A 16,239-nucleotide genomic window follows, 5' to 3' on the forward strand; every position below is an offset into this window, starting at 1 on the left:
GCGCGCGTGCGCATTCGCCGGGGCATCTCATTACACACGGTAATTTCTTGAGCCGGTCAGAAAGATGATGTGGGCTGCGCGCCACACGAAGAAGGGCGTCCATTGTTATCGGTGGTCGTTGCAAAGAGTCCGTAAACTCGCGCTGCTAGCATGACGCCTCCTTCATTTCACACATTGCCAAGTCATGAAAAAGGCCGTTCTCGCCGCTCTCGTTGCAGGCACCACGTTCTTCGCTATTGCACCCGCCTTCGCAGCATCGCATCACCATGCGGTCTGCCATAAGGTCCGCGTTCATCATCACTGGGAACGTCACTGCAAGTAAGCGGCATTGCCGTTTGCAAGGCCCCGCCGTGCGATTAACGGCGGGGTTTTTTCTCGTGCTGACGAATCACCTGTTCAATTCGGGCCGGAAGAGAGAAGTCCACGCAAAGGTACAATCGTTCGACTATCCCGCCTGCGGATTTTTCGCCTCTTCTCTCCTCGATGACATCTCCCAAAACTACCGAAGTCATGCCGCCGTTCTTGACGGGAGGTGGAAAGTGTTCCGAAATCATCGCGTCTCGTGACTGGTCGGCCACACCGCTGGGCCCCATCGCGACATGGCCGGCCATTCTGAAGAACACGCTGTCGATCATCATGTCGTCGCCGGTTCCTATCGTCACGCTATGGGGTGAACCGGGCGTCATGCTGTACAACGACGCCTACTCGGGCTTCGCTGCGGGCCGCCATCCCGTGTTACTCGGCTCGAATGTTCGCGAAGGCTGGCCGGAAGTCGCGGACTTCAACGACAACGTGATGAAAGTCGGCCTGAGCGGCAGAACCTTGCGATACGAGGATCAGGAACTGACGCTGCATCGCAACGGCGTGCCCGAACAGGTGTGGATGAACCTCGACTATTCGCCCATCTTCGGCGAGTCGGGGCAGCCGGTCGCGGTGATGGCCATCGTTGTCGAAACCACCGGCAAGGTTCGCGCGAAACGTGCATTGCAGAACGATCGCGAGCGTTTGCGCCGCATGTTCGAGCAGGCGCCCGGCTTCATCGCGATGATGACGGGACCGCAACACGTGTTCGAGCTGGCGAACCCCGCCTACATGGAACTCGTCGGGGAACGCGGAATCATCGGCAAGACCGTCAAGGAGGCGCTGCCCGAAGTGGCGGGTCAAGGCTTCTTCGAACTGCTCGATGCGGCCTTCTTCGAGGGCGTGCCTACCGCGCGTCTCGCGGAGCCGCTGACGCTGAACCGGAGTGCGGGCATGGCGGGCGAAACGCGCTATCTCGACTTCAGCTATCAGCCCGTGAGGGACGCCGCGGGCGAGATTCTGGGCGTGTTCGTGCAGGGCAATGACGTGACCGCGCACATCGAAGCGCAGCGAGCGGTGCGCGAAAGCGAAGAGCGGTTTCGCACGTTCGCTCAGGCTTTGCCGTGTCAGGTGTGGTCGGCGGATGCGGGCGGACGCATCGACTGGATCAACGAGCGAAGCTATCAGTACACCGGCATGGCCGAAGGCAGCCTGCGCGATGAAGGCTGGTCGACGGTGACACACCCGGACGACGCAACCGGCGCGCTGAACTTGTGGAGCCAGGCAGTCCGCGCGGAAGAGGCGTTCGAACGCGAAGTGCGGCTGCGCGGGGTCAACGGCGTGTACCGGTGGCACCTGAGCCGGGCGCTGCCGGTTCGCAACGCGGACGGCGCGATCACGCGATGGATCGGCGTGAACATGGACATCCACGATCAGAAGACAGCGGCGCATTTTCTGGAGCGCGTGAACGAGGACCTCGAACAGAAAGTCGCGGAGAGTGCGGCGGACCGCGAGCGCATGTGGCGTCTTTCGACCGATCTGATGCTCGTCGCCGGTCTCGACGGGTCGATCGTCTCCGTCAATCCCGCGTGGACCGATCTGCTCGGCTGGACTGCGGTCGAACTGATCGGGCAGTCTTTCATGAGCCTCGTTCATCCGGACGATGTCGCCGCGACGCTCGATGAAGTCCGGCGCCTCTCCGACGGCAACCGGACCTTGAAGTTCGTGAACCGCTTCCGCCGGCGCGAGGGCGGCTATTTCACGCTTTCGTGGACCGCTGTTCCCGACAATGACATCATTCACGCCGTGGGGCGTGATATCAGCGCCGACGTGGCGGCGGCCGAAGCGCTGCGGCAAACTGAACTGGCGTTGCAGCAGTCGCAGAGAATGGAGACGATCGGCAAGCTTACCGGCGGCGTCGCGCATGACTTCAACAATCTGCTACAGGTGATATCGGGCAACTTGCAGTTGCTATCGAAGGACGTGCAGGGCAACGAGAAAGCGGAACGTCGCTTGCAGCAGGCGCTGGCCGGCGTGAACCGTGGCGGCCGGCTCGCGAGTCAGTTGCTTGCGTTCGGACGCCGGCAGGCGCTCGAACCGAAGGCGGTGCGCCTTGCGAGACTCGTCGCCGAAATGGACGACATGCTGCGGCGCAGTCTCGGCGACGCAATCGAAGTCGAAACGGTCATGAGCGGCGGACTCTGGAATACGTTTGTCGATCCCGGGCAGCTCGAAAACGCCATCCTCAATCTGGCGATCAATGCGCGCGACGCGATGGAGGGCCAGGGCAAGCTGACGATCGAAGTCGTGAACGCCGTGCTGGACGACACGTACGCCTATGGCCATCCCGAAGTCGAGCCGGGCCAGTACGTCATGCTCGCCGTGACCGATACGGGAAGCGGCATGACGCCCGAGGTCATGAGCAAGGCGTACGAGCCTTTCTTTTCGACGAAGCCGGAAGGCAAAGGCTCGGGGCTCGGCTTATCGATGGTCTATGGCTTCGTCAAGCAATCGGGCGGACACATCAAGCTCTATAGCGAGCCGGGTCACGGAACGACGGTCAGGCTCTATCTGCCGCGTACGCTCGAAGCAGAAGTTCAGCCCGTAGTGGCGGATTTGCGCGCTACCGAAGGAGGCACGGAGGTCGTGCTCGTCGCCGAGGACGATGAACAGGTCCGTGCCACCGTCATCGACATGCTCAACGATTTGGGCTACCGCGTGTTACGCGCCAACGATGCGATCAGCGCGCTCGCCATCGTGGAGAGCGGCGTGCATATCGACTTGCTGTTCACGGACGTGGTGATGCCTGGCACGATGAAGAGCACGGAACTTGCACGCAAGGCGAGGGAACGCATTCCGGGCATTGCGGTGCTGTTCACCTCCGGTTACACCGAGAACTCGATCGTGCACGGCGGCCGGCTGGATGCGGGCGTCGAATTGTTGAGCAAGCCTTACTCGCGCGAGGCGCTTGCGCGCAAGATACGTCGCGTGCTGGGCAATGAGTCGGTCAAGCGCAGCCATCCGTTGCGTACGGAACCCGAGCGTGAACACAAGGAGGCGTCGCTGCGCATCCTCTATGTCGAAGACGATGACCTTATTCGCGCCGTGACGGTCGAACTGCTCGAAAGCTTCGGTCATGTCGTACTGGAGGCGACCGATTCGAATTCGGCGCTCGCGTTGTTCGAGAAACACGGCGTGGATGTTCTGCTGACGGACATCGGCCTGCCCGACGTTCCCGGCGACGAACTTGCACTGCTCGCACGCCAGCGTCAACCGGGGCTGTCCGTCATCTTCGCGACGGGCCAGAACGATGCACCGCCGATTGACGGCGTCGTGCTGTTACGCAAGCCGTACGATACGGCGTCGCTTGCGCACGCGCTTCGGCGCGTTGTCGAGACTTCGTGAGTCAGCAGGGGCAGCGGCTGCGCGCCGCGATGCGCGGTGCGAGGCGATAGCCGTTTCGGCCATTGCGTTTGGCTTCGTACATCGCCTTGTCGGCAGCCGCGCGCCATAAGGAAATGTTGCCGATCGAGGCCGCTGCAAAGCGCGATTTTCGCGCTATCGGCTCAAGGCATCGGACACTTATGCCGATAAGGAGGCACAGACGTTCATATAACAAGCCGTACAGATGTCGCTCCCAGGTGCCTCTCCGTTGACTTCGTGCTTCGCCGTTGCATGGCTGCCTTCGCTTGTCGGGCTGTTCATGGCGGTGATGCTCGGCATATGGACGCCGCCTGTCGAAGCCTCGGCCGCCTCGTCGCTGGCGAGCGACGACCTCGCGTCACTGCCGCTCGAATCGCTGATGGACATGACCGTCAGCGGAGCGACGCGCATCGAGCAGTCGGCATCGAGCGCGCCGGCCGCGGTCGTGATCCTGACCGCCGCCGATGTTCGCGATCACGGCTGGCGCACGCTTGCCGATGCCCTCGCCACGCTGCCGGGGCTGTATGTCACGTCCGATCGCGTGTATTCGTATCTCGGCGCGCGCGGGTTTCAGCGTCCGGGCGATTTCAACAGCCGCTTCCTTCTGCTGATCGACGGGATGCGCCTGAACGACGCGGTCTACGATCAGGCCCCGCTCGGCTCGGACTTTCCGGTGGACATGGATCTCGTCGAACGCATCGAATACATACCGGGTCCGGGTTCGGCCGTGTATGGATCGAACGCGCTGTTCGGTACGGTCAACGTAATCACGAAGAAGGGCGCGGACATCGGCGGCGCGCAGATCGCGGGCGCGCTCGGCAGCTTCGGCGAGAAACAGGCGCGCGTGACCTATGGCTGGCACGGCGAACGCAATGCCGACCTCGTGCTGTCGGCAACGGCGTATGAACGTCACGGCCAAGACCTTTACTACCCCGAATTCGATACCCCCGATCAGAATCATGGCGTCGCCCGCAATCTCGATGGCGAGCGCAATCAGAAGCTGTTCGCCAAGTTCGGCATCGGCGATTTCCGCATCAGCGCCGGATACGGCAATCGCACGAAGAACGTGCCGGGTGCGCCTTACGATGCGGCGTTCAACGCACCGTTCAGCGTGACGGACACGCATACGTTCGTCGACGCCACCTACCGGCAGGCCGTGCGTGACGACATCGCGATCGACTACGAACTGTACGGCGGCCATTACGACTACACGAGCCGGCAAGTCAGCACGCCCGCGCCCGGCACGTCGAACATCGATGGCGATCACGCACTCTGGTACGGCGGCGACGTGCACGCGACGGTGCGAACCCTGCCGCGCAATCGCATCGTATTCGGTGTCGATTACACGATGAACGCGGCGCGCGACCAGTGGAACTACGACGTCGATCCATACGAGAAGTTGCTCGACGATCATCGGATGAGTCACCGCATCGGCGTCTATGTCGACGATGAGATCAAACTGGCCGAATCGCTCACGCTCGATATCGGCGGCCGCTACGACACCGAGAGCAACGTTGGCGGCAACTTCAGTCCGCGCATCGCGCTGATCTGGCGGCCAACGCCGAGCGATACCTTCAAGCTCATCTATGGCGCTGCATATCGTGCGCCGAACGCCTATGAGATGTACTACGCCATCCCGGGCGAAGGCGGGCAGCTCGCGAATCCCTTGTTGAAATCGGAGCATATCGGCACGCAGGAACTCGTCTATGAACGCGCGTTGGGCGGCATGGGACGCGCGACGGTCACGCTGTATCGCTACAGGCTGCGCGATGTCATCACCGAGTCCATCGATCCCGCTACCGGTCTCTACGTCTTTCGCAACGTCGAGCGCGCGCAGGCACTCGGCGCGGAACTCGCGTGGCAGCAGCAGTTCGCAACGAGCTTGCGCGTGCGTGCGAGCTATTCGTATCAACTCGCGCGGGACTCCATCGCGGGCGGCGCATTGCAAAACTCGCCGCTTCACATGGGCAAGCTCAACGTCAGCGCGCCGTTCTTCGCGGCGGGTGCACGCGCGGGCGCGGAGGTGCAGTGCATGTCGTCGCGGCTTGCTCAAACCGGTTCAGCGAGCGGGTACTGCATCGCGAATGTGACCGTGCATAGCCGCAAGCTGGTGCCGCGTGCGGATGCGTCGGTGTCGCTCTATAACGTGTTCGATCGCCGCTATGCGGATCCCGCCGGGCCCGGCTTCAAGCAGAACGTGATCGTGCAGCAGAGCCGCACGCTGCTCGCCAAACTGGTCTACGGATTCTGACGATGTCATTGCGTCGATGCCTCGCACTATGTCTCTTCACGGCCGGTGGGGCCGGGGCATGGTGCGCGCATGCGCAAACCGATCTTCGCAGGCTCGAAAGCGCGTACATCTTCAACTTCACGCAATTCACGCAGTGGCCCGCCGATCGCATGGGCAACGCTGAGTTGCGCGTCTGCGCCAGCGCGCGCAGCCCGCTTCGCGAAGCGCTCGCGGCATTGAACGGCCGTGCGGTCGGTGCGCGCGTGTGGCGGTTCACGAGTCTCGCCGACAGGCCGCTCGCCGATTGCGACGTGCTGGCCATCGCCGGCAACGACGGAACCAGCGGCGAAATACGCAATGCGTTTGCCTCCGACGATGCCTTGCTCATCATCGCGGGCGTCGGCGCCATCACACACGGCGAGGCCGTCATCGCGCTGGTCGCCGAAGACGATCATCTGCGCTTCGAGATCAACAATGGCGAAGCCACGCGCCGCAAGCTCGTGCTCAGTTCCAAGCTGCTGCGGCTCGCAAGGAGGCTCAAATGATAGCCACGAACACGCGTAAGGGCAGCACGGGGCGTCTCACGGTCCGCGCGAATCTGGTCAGTGTCGGCATCGCGCTCGTGGCCGCGAGCATCGTCCTGCTGCTGTATCAGGCCGTGGCCTTTCGGAGCGCGTTATATGACGATGCGACGCTGCAGGCGTCGATGATATCGGAGAACATCAGTGCGTCGCTGATGTTCGAAGACGAACGGTCGACGAAAGACGTGCTGCGTTCGCTTGGCCGCGTGGCTTATCTTCAAAGCCTGAGCGTCTATCGCAAGGATGGGCAGCTGTTCACTCGCTATGCGCGTGAAGGCATCACGCCGGAGGAAGCGGCAGAGGGCACGCTGCAATCGACGGAACATCGCACCACGCTCTCGCTCGATGATGTATTCGTGCGTGCGCCCATCGAACACAATGGCCATCTGCTTGGATATGTGGTGCTGGTCGCAACGAGCGATCTCGTGCGCCGGCAACTCGTGCAATACGCGTGCTTTCTCGGTGTCGCGTGTCTCGGCGCGTTATCGATTTCGACGCTCGTGATGAACCGCATGCGGCGGCGCGTGAGCGAGGCCGAACGTGAACTCGAATATCTCGCACGCACCGATCCGCTCACGAAACTGCCTAACCGCCGCACGTTCTATGAGGCGCTCGATGAGCGGCTCGCGAGCGCGAAGGAGCCTAGCCGCTATCTGGGGCTGGTCCTGATCGACCTCGACGACTTCAAGACCGTCAACGATACGCTCGGCCACGGCGCAGGCGATCAACTGCTTCAGCACGTCGCCTATGTACTCGAAAGCACCGTCGGCGGACGTGCGATGGTCAGCCGCATGGGCGGCGACGAGTTCGCGGTGACGCTGACGAGCACGTGGAAGCGCGGTGCGGTCGCGGAACTCGCGGGCGAGATCGGCGCTGCGCTGTGCCGGCCGGCCCCGCTTTGCGGGCGCGAGATCAACGTCACCGCGAGCATCGGTTACGCGAGCTTCCCCGAAGCGGGCAACGATAGCGGAAGTCTGATGACGAGCGCCGATATCGCCCTGTACGAAGCGAAAAGCCGGGGCAAGAATACGGTCGTCGGGTTCTCCGCGGAGATGATGGACGCCGCGCATCGCCGCGCGTATCTCGAAGCGGAGTTGCGCAAGGCCGTGGAAAGCGATGCGCTCGATCTCGTCTTTCAGCCGCAGTTCGAATGCGGCAGCGGCACGCTCGTCGGAGCGGAAGTGCTTGCGCGCTGGACGCATGGAGAAGAGGGCGACGTATCGCCGGGAGAGTTCATTCCGATTGCCGAGAACAGCGATCTCATCGTACTGCTCGGGCGTACGGTGCTGCAGCGGGCATGCGTGGCAGCGGCGGCGTGGAATGCCTCGTGCCCGGGCGCAGCCGTGCGCGTCGCGGTGAACGTGTCGGCGCGACAGCTCAGGCATCCGAACTTTGTCCCCGACGTGATGGCCGCCCTCGGTGCAAGCGGCCTTGCTCCCGCATTGCTCGAACTGGAGCTTACCGAGAGCCATCTGATCGCGAATCGCGAAACCGCCATCGACGTGATGAACCGGCTTCGCGAGGCGGGCGTGCTGTTGTCCATCGACGACTTCGGCACGGGCTATTCGTCGCTTTCGTACCTGCATGCGTTTCCGGTGAATGCGCTCAAGATCGACCGCTCGTTCATCGAGCGCATTCCCGAGGATGGGCAATCCATCGTGACGGCGATTCTCTCGATGGCGCATAGCTTCGGTTTGCACGCGGTAGCCGAAGGCGTCGAAGAGCCAAGGCAGCTTGCCTGGCTCGTCGATGCGGGCTGCGATGTCGTGCAAGGCTTTCTGACCGGTCGTCCGATGTCGCTCGATCAGTTCCGCGCCCTTGTTGAGAACGAGGCGTTCGACAGCCAGCTCGCGTGAAAGCCGCGCGTTAGCCGGCACATGAGTCGTACGCATATCGAAGCGAAAGCGATTCCTCAGCGTGCGTTGCATGCATGTAGCAGGTATGCCGGTTGCTCAGACGAATACCGCTGAGGGCGGATACGCGCTGCAATGTTCCGCCGCAGCGAACTAACTTGCGAGAGGAATCAACATGAAACTACGTCATCTTTTAACGGTTGCCGCCGCTGGCGTTTTGGTCTCGGGTGGGGCTGCTATCGCACAAGAGCAGAGCACACCGATGGCAGGCGGATCGCACACCACCGACGCAAGCACGGCCACTTACGGCCCATCCACGTATAAAGGCGCGGACTACGGCGGTTCCACTTATGGCGATACCAACGCCGGCGCGCGCAACTATGGCGAGTGGGTGCGGGGACGCAATCCGGCCAACTGCCCGGTGGGTTTGCCCTGTAACGTTTACAAGGGATCTTGATGTGACTACTCGGCCAGCGTCGGCGATGCGCGCTTCAGACGCGTCGCCGCCGATGGCCGCGAGAGCAAGCTCAATCCACCGGTTGCCGTTCTTCGGACCCGAATAACGCCAGCCAGTACGCATATTGCGCTGGCAACACCGTCGACGACTTGCGCACCTGTAACTCACGTGCCGCACGCAACGGATAGTGCGCATCATGTGGGCGGCGATCATCGCACGATCGATTTAATGCGCCGCAGTCTCCGCGTTCGTCCCATACCCCATGCCGTCGCCACCGGAATACCGGCTTCTTCGCGCACGTGCAGCAATCGGCGTCATGAAGCCTGAGTGCCACGGCATCGCCGAAAAGCCGATGCTCACGTTGAGCAAATCCAGTCCAACGCGTTTCATGCGCTTGATTCGTTCGATCGACTCCGCGAGCGTTTCTGCATCGCGGCCATCGAATTCGCGCCTGCTTTCCATCCCGCGTGGCCGATTCATAGGCCTGACGTCGCGCCTGCTCTCCGGCGATCGGCGCGAGTCGCGTCGCCAGCGGCGTGCTGATGTTCGCCGGGTCTCTGTTGGTCACGCGCCTGATCCGGCGGCGGGATCGCTGAGACAAAATCGCACATGACGATCACCAGCAATATGCGACCGATTGTTGCCAGTCCGGTCAAACCACGATGGCGATCCGCTCCCCGCCGTGTTCAACGCCTCGCCGCGCGATACGGCGCGCTTCTTCAGGCATAAACTGACGCGATCCACCGCTTGGTCCCCCCTATAAACGGGTGGGTATCTGTGCACGCCAAATGCGTATCTTTCCTTCCGGGCCGTTGATTGCTGTCGCTCGCCGCCGAGGGCATTGGCGTGCGGCGATTCGCCGAACCTTCCCGTGAGACACGTTTTATGCAGTAGCAAGACCTGAGAATTACGCATTGCTGAAAAGTCGGGCCAGACAAAATACAAGAGTGGAGACAGACATGAGCGGCAAAGAGACGAACACCCTGGTGCATCGCTTCCTGCACTGGGAACAGGTGCAGCCCGATGCAATCTATCTGACCGAGCCCACGGCTGACGGGCAGGTGATCGACTACACCTGGCGTCAGGTAGGCGACGAAGCGAGGCGCATCGCAGCGTGGCTGCAGTCGCAGGACTTGCCGCCGCGCAGCGCCATTTCCATCGTTGGGAAGAACACGGCGCACTGGATCATCGCGGATCTGGCCATCTGGTTCGCGGGGCATGTGTCGGTGCCGCTCTATCCGACCATCGGCGCGGAGACTGCGCGCTATATCGTCGACTGTTGCGACGTGCGGGTGATGTTCGTCGGCAAGCTGGATGGCAACACGGACGGCTGCAACGAAATTCGCCAGGCCTTGCCATCGCACGTGCAACTGGTCGGCCTGCCGCAGTCGCCGGCCATGCCCGACGCGCAGCAATGGGACGCGCTCGCCGCGCGGCATCAACCGTTGCGGGACGTGTGCCTGCCGCAGCCGGGCGACCTCGCCACGATCATCTACACGTCGGGCAGCACGGGCCGTCCGAAGGGCGTGATGCACAGCTTCGAAGCCATCTACACCTATGCACTCGAAGCCGGGAAATTCTGCGACATGCATCCGCGCGATCGCCTGTTGTCGTATCTGCCGCTTGCGCATACGGCGGAGCGGTCGTTCGTCGAATCGAACTCGTTGTGCCACGGCTTGCACGTCTTCTTCAACGACAGCCTCGCCACGTTCATGCAGGACCTGCTGCGTGCACGGCCCACGGTGTTCATCTCGATGCCGCGGCTCTGGACCAAGTTCTATCAGGCGGCCTGCGCGCGTCTGTCGACGACCGATCAGGCGTTGCTGCACACCGCGTCGCCCGATGCCGACGCGCTCAAGCGGCGCGTGCTCGCATCGCTCGGACTGGACGCCACCCGCATTGCGTTCACCGGCTCCGCTCCGCTGTCGACCGAAATCACGGAGTGGTATCGCGCGATCGGGCTGGAACTGCTCGACGTCTACGGCATGACGGAGAACTTCTCGTACTCGCATTACAGCCGTCCCGGTCAGGTGAGGCTCGGCTATTCCGGCCAGGCGATGCCGGGGGTCGAATGCCGTATCGACGATAACGGGGAAATCCTGCTCAAGTCGCCGACGATGATGCTCGGCTACTACCGCGAACCCGAGCTTACGAAGGAAAGCATGAGCGAGGACGGTTTTTTCCGCACCGGGGATCGCGGGGAATTCGACGAGATGGGGCGGCTGAAGATCACCGGGCGCGTCAAGGAAATCTTCAAGACGAGCAAGGGCAAGTACGTCGCGCCGCTGCCGATCGAACATCGGCTGAGCCATCCGAAAGTGGAGGCCGTCTGCGTGACGGGTCCGGGCTATGCGCAGCCATTCGCGCTGCTGATGCTGTCGCCGGCTGCGCGCGACGAACTGAAGGACGGTGACTCGGCGCACGCGTTGCGCACCGACATGCAAGGGCTGCTCGACAGCGCCAACGAGGCGCTGGAAGGTCACGAAAAGCTCGCTTTCGTCGTGCTCGTAAAGGACATCTGGAACGTGGAAAACGGTTTCATGACGCCGACGTTGAAGTTCCGGCGCGCAGCCATCGAAAAATATTATTTGCCGCGTGCGCCGATCTGGGCCGAGCTAGGGCAGAAGGTCATCGTCGAAGTCGATTGAGCCTCGCCGCGTGACCCGCAGCGTGAACTCAGCCGGGTGGAAAGCGTTGTCCGGCTGTCCGTGCGCGTCGATTGAGGCTGCCCTGCAGTCGTCGACGCGGTGAGCCACGCTCGCTTCGCATTTCAAAAAATGACGTAAACCCCACCCCCTCTTTTCAAGGGGGCGTCGAGGGTGCCACTGCTGGCAACCTAGCAGTCAGGAACATCAGCAGGACAAAGCAGTGCGAGGAGACCACTAGCCTCTTGTTCCGTCGCTTCGCGGGCGTTCCCGTGCGAAGGCGATGTGTCTCGATGAACGTAGCAGACAGCGTATCGGCAAAGTTCATCGACGCGTTACTGATTAGGTATCTTGATAATAAGTCACCGACAATATTGGTTGGGGGAGCACAAGCATGTCTTGCTTTATCCGAGAAGAGAACAAGAAGCCGCCACGCCTGACAATCCTCGCCGGGCTCATCGCAGCGGTTCTGACGTCGAATGCAAACGCTTTCAAGATCGACACGCCTTCATCCGACTGGGAAGTGAACTGGGACAACACGGTCACGTACACCATCGGCATGCGCGCGAGAGGCATCGATCCGTTGATCGGCAACAACCCGAACTTCGATGATGGCGACTACAAGTTCCGTCATGCGGGCGATATCGTCACGAATCGGGTGTCGATGGTGTCGGAGTTCACGGCTGCATACAAGGGCTACGTGGGCTTCAAGCTGTCGGGATCGGCGTGGAAGGACTTCGCGTACGGCAGCGGCAACGCGACGAATCCCGGCGTGTTCGCCCCGGCAGGCGGCGGCTTGCCGGCGGTCACGTATCAGTCGCTCGCGGCTTATCCGAACCGTCAGTACGGCTCGTTCACGAACCGCTACTACGTGCAGGGCGCGCAACTGCTCGACGGCTTCGCGTTCCTCAACGCGGACGTCGCCGGCAAGGCCGTCTACGTGAAGGCCGGCCAGTTCACCGAATACTGGGGCAACTCGCTGCTGTTCCCGTTCGCGGGCATCTCCGTGGCGCAGGGCGCGCTCGACAGCATCAAGGGCCTCAGCTCGCCCGGCACGCAGACCAAGGAACTGCTGCTGCCGCGCCCGCAGGTCAGCGTGACGGCGCAGGTGACGCCGGAAGTATCGCTCTCCGGGCAGTACGCGCTTGGCTGGACCTACAACCGGCTGGCGACGGGCGGCACCTACCTCCAGGCGAACGACGCCATCGCGCAAGGCCCCTCCGGTCTTCTCGTGACGACGCTGCCGGGTTCGCGCGTCGGCCATCCGGGTGGCTGGGTGCCCGTCTTCGTCCATCAGGGGCCGTCGAACACGCCGCCCGATATCGACAACAACTTCGGCGTCAAGCTCGGCTGGACGCCGAGCTTCCTCAGCGGCCAGATCGGCTTCTACTATCGCCGCTTCGACGAGTCGCAGCCGTGGGTGCTGACGAACTGGAAGAAGGGCTTGCCGACCGATTATCACCTTGCCTATAACCGCGGCGCGCAGTTGTTCGGCATCAGCATGGAAACGACGATCGGCAACGCGGCGACGGGCTTCGAGGCGTCATGGCGGCGCGGCACGGCGCTCAACACGGCGCTGAGTTCGAACATCGCGAACCAGACCGAAGGCGCGACGGGCGACGTGCTCAACCTGATCGCCAACGCCATCATCCCGCTGCCGAACGCGCCCTTCTGGCAGACGGGCTCGCTGACCACCGAACTCGCGTACTCGCACCTGCTGTCCGTGAGGAACAACGCGGCCATCTATAACGGCGTGGGCTATCGCGGCTGCCCGAGCAACAACAAGTGGAACGGGTGCTCGACGCGCGACTATGTCGGCCTGGGCCTTCTGTTCAATCCGCAATGGCTGCAGGTCTTCCCCGGCGTCGATCTGAGCATGCCGACGTCGATGACCGTCGGCCTGTACGGCAACAATCCGCAGAATCCGGGCTCGTCGGCAGCCGGCCAGGGATTCTTCAACTTCTCGGTCGGCCTCCAGGCGCTCGTGCGTCAGAAGGCCACCGTGACGCTTGCCTTCAATGGCTATCACGCGCACGTCAACGGCACCTCGGTCACGCCGAGCGGGCTCACGTACGCGTCGAGCGGCAGCGGTCTCTACGATCTCAACGATCGCCCGTGGGTCTCGCTGACCGTTCAATCGTGGTTCTGATGCATACATCGATAATTAAAGGAGACAAGTCCATGAAGACGTTCATTCAACTCGTCGCAGCAGGCGTCGTGACGCTGCATGCCGCCGGGGCGCTCGCGGCGATCACGGCGGAAGAGGCAAAGCAGCTCGGCACCACGCTCACCGTTTTCGGCGCGGAAAAGGCCGCTTCGAGCGATGGCTCGATTCCCGAGTACAAGGGCGGATTGACGAAGGGACCAGCCGATTTCGTTCCGAACAGCGGCACGTGGCCGGACCCGTTCAAGAACGAAAAGCCGATCCGCAGCATCAACGCGGCGAACATGGCGCAGTACGCGGACCAGTTGACGCCGGGCGTGCAGGCGCTGCTGAAGCGTTTCCCGGAGTTCCGCCTGGACGTCTACCCGACGCACCGGACGATGCACTATCCGCAATGGGTGCTCGACAACACGTTGAAGAACGCGACGAGCGCGAACCTGGTCGGCAAGGTGGAGGGTGATGGCGTCGACGGCGCGTTCGGCGGCATTCCGTTCCCGATTCCGAAGTCCGGCTACGAAGTGATGTGGAACGCGCAGCTCGGCTATCGCCGCACGCAGTACGAAGCGAAGAACGTGGGCGCTTATCTCGTCGACTCGTCCGGCGGGCGCACCGAACTGCCGATCATGAACGTCATCGAGTACAAGCCTTATTACGATCAGGCGCTCGCGGGCGGCAAGTTCAAGGGGCCGCAGGACCGCATGTGGCTGACGCTGCTCACGCCGGCGACGCAGGCAGGCTCCGCGAATCTGGTCGATTACTCGATCAACTATTCGGAAACCGATCAGGTGAGCTGGGCGTATTTCCCGGCGCAACGCCGGGTGCGCATGGCGCCCGACTACAAGTACGACACGCCGACGGCCGCCTATGGCGGTGCGCTGTTCTGGGACGAGGCCAAGCTCTTCGCCGGCCGCATGGACAAGTTCAACTTCAAGCTCATCGGCAAGAAGGAGATGTACGTCCCGTACAACAACTACGCGTATTCGCAGCTTCCTGTCGACGACGTGTATGGCCCGAAGCACATCAAGCCCGAAGCGCTGCGCTGGGAGAAGCATCGCGTGTGGGTGGTGGAAGCCACGCTCAAGCCGGATGCGCGCCATGCGTATTCGAAGCGCGTCTTCTTCGTGGACGAGGATAGCTGGACGCTGATGGAAGCGGACGGCTACGGCCATGACGGCAAGCTGTGGCGCGTGGGTCTCGACTATCCGATCAACTACTACGACGGCCTCGGCGGCGTGTTCATCAGCGCGAACACCTTCTACGACCTGCAGAAGGGCAACTACTTCTCGTACTTCACGGCGAACTCGCGCGGCAAGCCGGAGCTTCGCGTCGCCGAGAAGCTCGAGAAGCCGAATCTCTTCACGCCTGCGGGCATGGCGGGAACGGGGCTTCGCTAAGCGGAACAGGCATTCGAGTCTGCAGGCAGTAGACCGGGCCGCCGCACGCGGCCCGCGTTCAAACGATGGGGGGCATCGGATGTTCAAGCACTATCAGGCAAGACCGGCGTGCAGGCGCGCGCTGCTTGCCGTGTCGATCGCCGCGGCTGTGGGTGTCGCGGGCGCTCAGCCGAGCCTGGGCGCGACACCCCGTGACCCGTTCGCCGATCCGCTCGACATCGGCGCGGTAATGCACGAAAGCGTAGCGGGGCGGCCGCTGATGTCGGTTGCGCGGGCGGGGCAGCGTTTCATCGCGGTCGGGATGCGCGGGCTGATCGTCTCGTCCGATGACGGCGGCAAGACCTGGACTCAGGTGCAGTCGCCCGTGCGCAGCGATCTGCTCGCCGTCGCCTTTCCGGTGCCGCGCGAAGGATGGGCAACTGGCCACGACGGCGTCATCCTGCATACCGCGGATGGCGGGCGGACCTGGGAGAAGCAGTTCGACGGACGCATCGCGGCCACCGCGCTGATCCGGGACTACAAGGTGCGCATCGACGCGGGCGACGCCACGTTGCAGCCGTATCTCGATCAACTGGCGCTCAACTACAAGGCGGGGCCGTCGTTGCCGCTGCTCGGCGTGTGGTTCAAGGACACGCAGCACGGCCTCGCGGTCGGGCCATTCGGCATGGCCGTCGCCACCGAAGACGGCGGCAGGACCTGGGTGCCGGCGCTGGAACGCATCGACAATCCGCGGTTTCTGCATCTGCAGGGCGTGAGCGAAGTCGGGGGCGAGGTCTTCATCGCGGCGGAGAAAGGTACGGTGTTCCGGCTCGACAAGGCCGCAGGCAAGTTCCGCGCAGTCGAAACGGGCTATGCGGGCAGTCTCTTCGGCGTGACGGGCAACGAGCAGGTGCTGGTCGCGTACGGGCTGAAGGGCACCCTATACCGAAGCACCGATCGCGGCGCGAGCTGGACGCGCATCGACAGTCCGCTGCACGGTCTCGTCACGAGCGGCGTCTATATCGCGCAACGGCAGACGTTCGTCTTCGTGACGGCGTCGGGCGAAATCGCGCTCGCCGATCAGAACGCGGGCGCGTTCCGCACGCTCAAGGCCGGCCGCGCCGTGACCACGACCGGCGTGCAGGCATCGTCGGGACAGGATGTGGTGCTTTCAGGACTGGATGGCATGCGCACGGCCGCGCTCCAGTAACAA

At 62.8% G+C, this 16,239-nt stretch carries 11 protein-coding genes; 9 read left to right on the forward strand and 2 right to left on the reverse strand.

All coding sequences use genetic code 11. From position 1 onward, the window contains the following. Nucleotides 1–356: 356 nt before the first annotated feature. Nucleotides 357–638, reverse strand: coding sequence for a hypothetical protein (locus tag BG57_RS33620; RefSeq protein ID WP_152562501.1), 282 nt, complete (start codon nucleotides 636–638; stop codon nucleotides 357–359). Here BG57_RS33620 and BG57_RS03830 point away from each other — a divergent pair. From BG57_RS03830 to BG57_RS32415, 5 genes are all read left to right on the forward strand, one after another. Beyond that, nucleotides 637–3,705, forward strand: coding sequence for a hybrid sensor histidine kinase/response regulator (locus BG57_RS03830; protein ID WP_229753954.1), 3,069 nt, complete (start codon nucleotides 637–639; stop codon nucleotides 3,703–3,705). The genes BG57_RS33620 and BG57_RS03830 overlap by 2 nt on opposite strands. 223 nt (nucleotides 3,706–3,928) lie before the next feature. After that, nucleotides 3,929–5,974 (forward strand): TonB-dependent receptor plug domain-containing protein, encoded by a 2,046-nt coding sequence (locus tag BG57_RS03835; RefSeq protein WP_152562502.1) that lies wholly within the window; start codon nucleotides 3,929–3,931, stop codon nucleotides 5,972–5,974. Between the two features lie 2 nt (nucleotides 5,975–5,976). Beyond that, on the forward strand, nucleotides 5,977–6,498 hold the full coding sequence (locus BG57_RS03840; RefSeq protein WP_052005611.1) for a YfiR family protein: 522 nt from the start codon (nucleotides 5,977–5,979) through the stop codon (nucleotides 6,496–6,498). After that, nucleotides 6,495–8,390 (forward strand): putative bifunctional diguanylate cyclase/phosphodiesterase, encoded by a 1,896-nt coding sequence (locus BG57_RS03845; RefSeq protein ID WP_035960266.1) that lies wholly within the window; start codon nucleotides 6,495–6,497, stop codon nucleotides 8,388–8,390. The genes BG57_RS03840 and BG57_RS03845 overlap by 4 nt, the downstream gene beginning before the upstream one ends. Before the next feature lie 172 nt (nucleotides 8,391–8,562). Continuing rightward, entirely contained in the window at nucleotides 8,563–8,844 is a 282-nt protein-coding gene (locus tag BG57_RS32415; RefSeq protein WP_152562503.1) for a hypothetical protein, read from the forward strand. Between the two features lie 225 nt (nucleotides 8,845–9,069). Here the strand turns inward: BG57_RS32415 and BG57_RS03850 are convergent, their stop codons facing one another. Then, nucleotides 9,070–9,324 (reverse strand): hypothetical protein, encoded by a 255-nt coding sequence (locus BG57_RS03850; protein ID WP_152562504.1) that lies wholly within the window; start codon nucleotides 9,322–9,324, stop codon nucleotides 9,070–9,072. 479 nt (nucleotides 9,325–9,803) lie between these two features. Here BG57_RS03850 and BG57_RS03855 point away from each other — a divergent pair, with 479 nt between their 5' ends. The 4 genes from BG57_RS03855 (at nucleotide 9,804) to BG57_RS03870 (ending at nucleotide 16,236) form a co-directional block, all read left to right on the forward strand. After that, the gene (locus BG57_RS03855) at nucleotides 9,804–11,492 is read left to right on the forward strand and encodes an AMP-binding protein (RefSeq protein ID WP_035960270.1); all 1,689 of its coding nucleotides are present in this window, start codon (nucleotides 9,804–9,806) and stop codon (nucleotides 11,490–11,492) included. A 391-nt stretch (nucleotides 11,493–11,883) separates the two neighbouring features. Then, a complete protein-coding gene (locus BG57_RS03860) occupies nucleotides 11,884–13,638 on the forward strand; it encodes a DUF1302 domain-containing protein (protein ID WP_035960272.1) in 1,755 nt (584 codons plus the stop codon). A gap of 32 nt (nucleotides 13,639–13,670) precedes the next feature. Further along, nucleotides 13,671–15,047: a DUF1329 domain-containing protein gene (locus BG57_RS03865; RefSeq protein WP_035960274.1), complete on the forward strand. Its 1,377-nt coding sequence runs from the start codon at nucleotides 13,671–13,673 to the stop codon at nucleotides 15,045–15,047. Nucleotides 15,048–15,126: 79 nt separating this feature from the next. Continuing rightward, a complete protein-coding gene (locus BG57_RS03870) occupies nucleotides 15,127–16,236 on the forward strand; it encodes a YCF48-related protein (protein ID WP_052005612.1) in 1,110 nt (369 codons plus the stop codon). Nucleotides 16,237–16,239: the final 3 nt, after the last annotated feature.

This window comes from Caballeronia grimmiae, assembly GCF_000698555.1.
In the GTDB taxonomy this organism is placed as follows: domain Bacteria; phylum Pseudomonadota; class Gammaproteobacteria; order Burkholderiales; family Burkholderiaceae; genus Caballeronia; species Caballeronia grimmiae.

What these genes read in the sequence shown, in the direction of transcription:
- BG57_RS03855 (WP_035960270.1), top strand. Translation starts at nt 9,804, where the DNA reads ATGAGCGGCAAAGAGACGAACACCCTGGTGCATCGCTTCCTGCACTGG.
- BG57_RS03860 (WP_035960272.1), top strand. Translation starts at nt 11,884, where the DNA reads ATGTCTTGCTTTATCCGAGAAGAGAACAAGAAGCCGCCACGCCTGACA.
- BG57_RS03830 (WP_229753954.1), top strand. Translation starts at nt 637, where the DNA reads ATGTCGTCGCCGGTTCCTATCGTCACGCTATGGGGTGAACCGGGCGTC.
- BG57_RS33620 (WP_152562501.1), bottom strand. Translation starts at nt 638, where the DNA reads ATGATGATCGACAGCGTGTTCTTCAGAATGGCCGGCCATGTCGCGATG.
- BG57_RS03835 (WP_152562502.1), top strand. Translation starts at nt 3,929, where the DNA reads ATGTCGCTCCCAGGTGCCTCTCCGTTGACTTCGTGCTTCGCCGTTGCA.
- BG57_RS03870 (WP_052005612.1), top strand. Translation starts at nt 15,127, where the DNA reads ATGTTCAAGCACTATCAGGCAAGACCGGCGTGCAGGCGCGCGCTGCTT.
- BG57_RS03865 (WP_035960274.1), top strand. Translation starts at nt 13,671, where the DNA reads ATGAAGACGTTCATTCAACTCGTCGCAGCAGGCGTCGTGACGCTGCAT.
- BG57_RS32415 (WP_152562503.1), top strand. Translation starts at nt 8,563, where the DNA reads ATGAAACTACGTCATCTTTTAACGGTTGCCGCCGCTGGCGTTTTGGTC.
- BG57_RS03850 (WP_152562504.1), bottom strand. Translation starts at nt 9,324, where the DNA reads ATGAATCGGCCACGCGGGATGGAAAGCAGGCGCGAATTCGATGGCCGC.
- BG57_RS03845 (WP_035960266.1), top strand. Translation starts at nt 6,495, where the DNA reads ATGATAGCCACGAACACGCGTAAGGGCAGCACGGGGCGTCTCACGGTC.
- BG57_RS03840 (WP_052005611.1), top strand. Translation starts at nt 5,977, where the DNA reads ATGTCATTGCGTCGATGCCTCGCACTATGTCTCTTCACGGCCGGTGGG.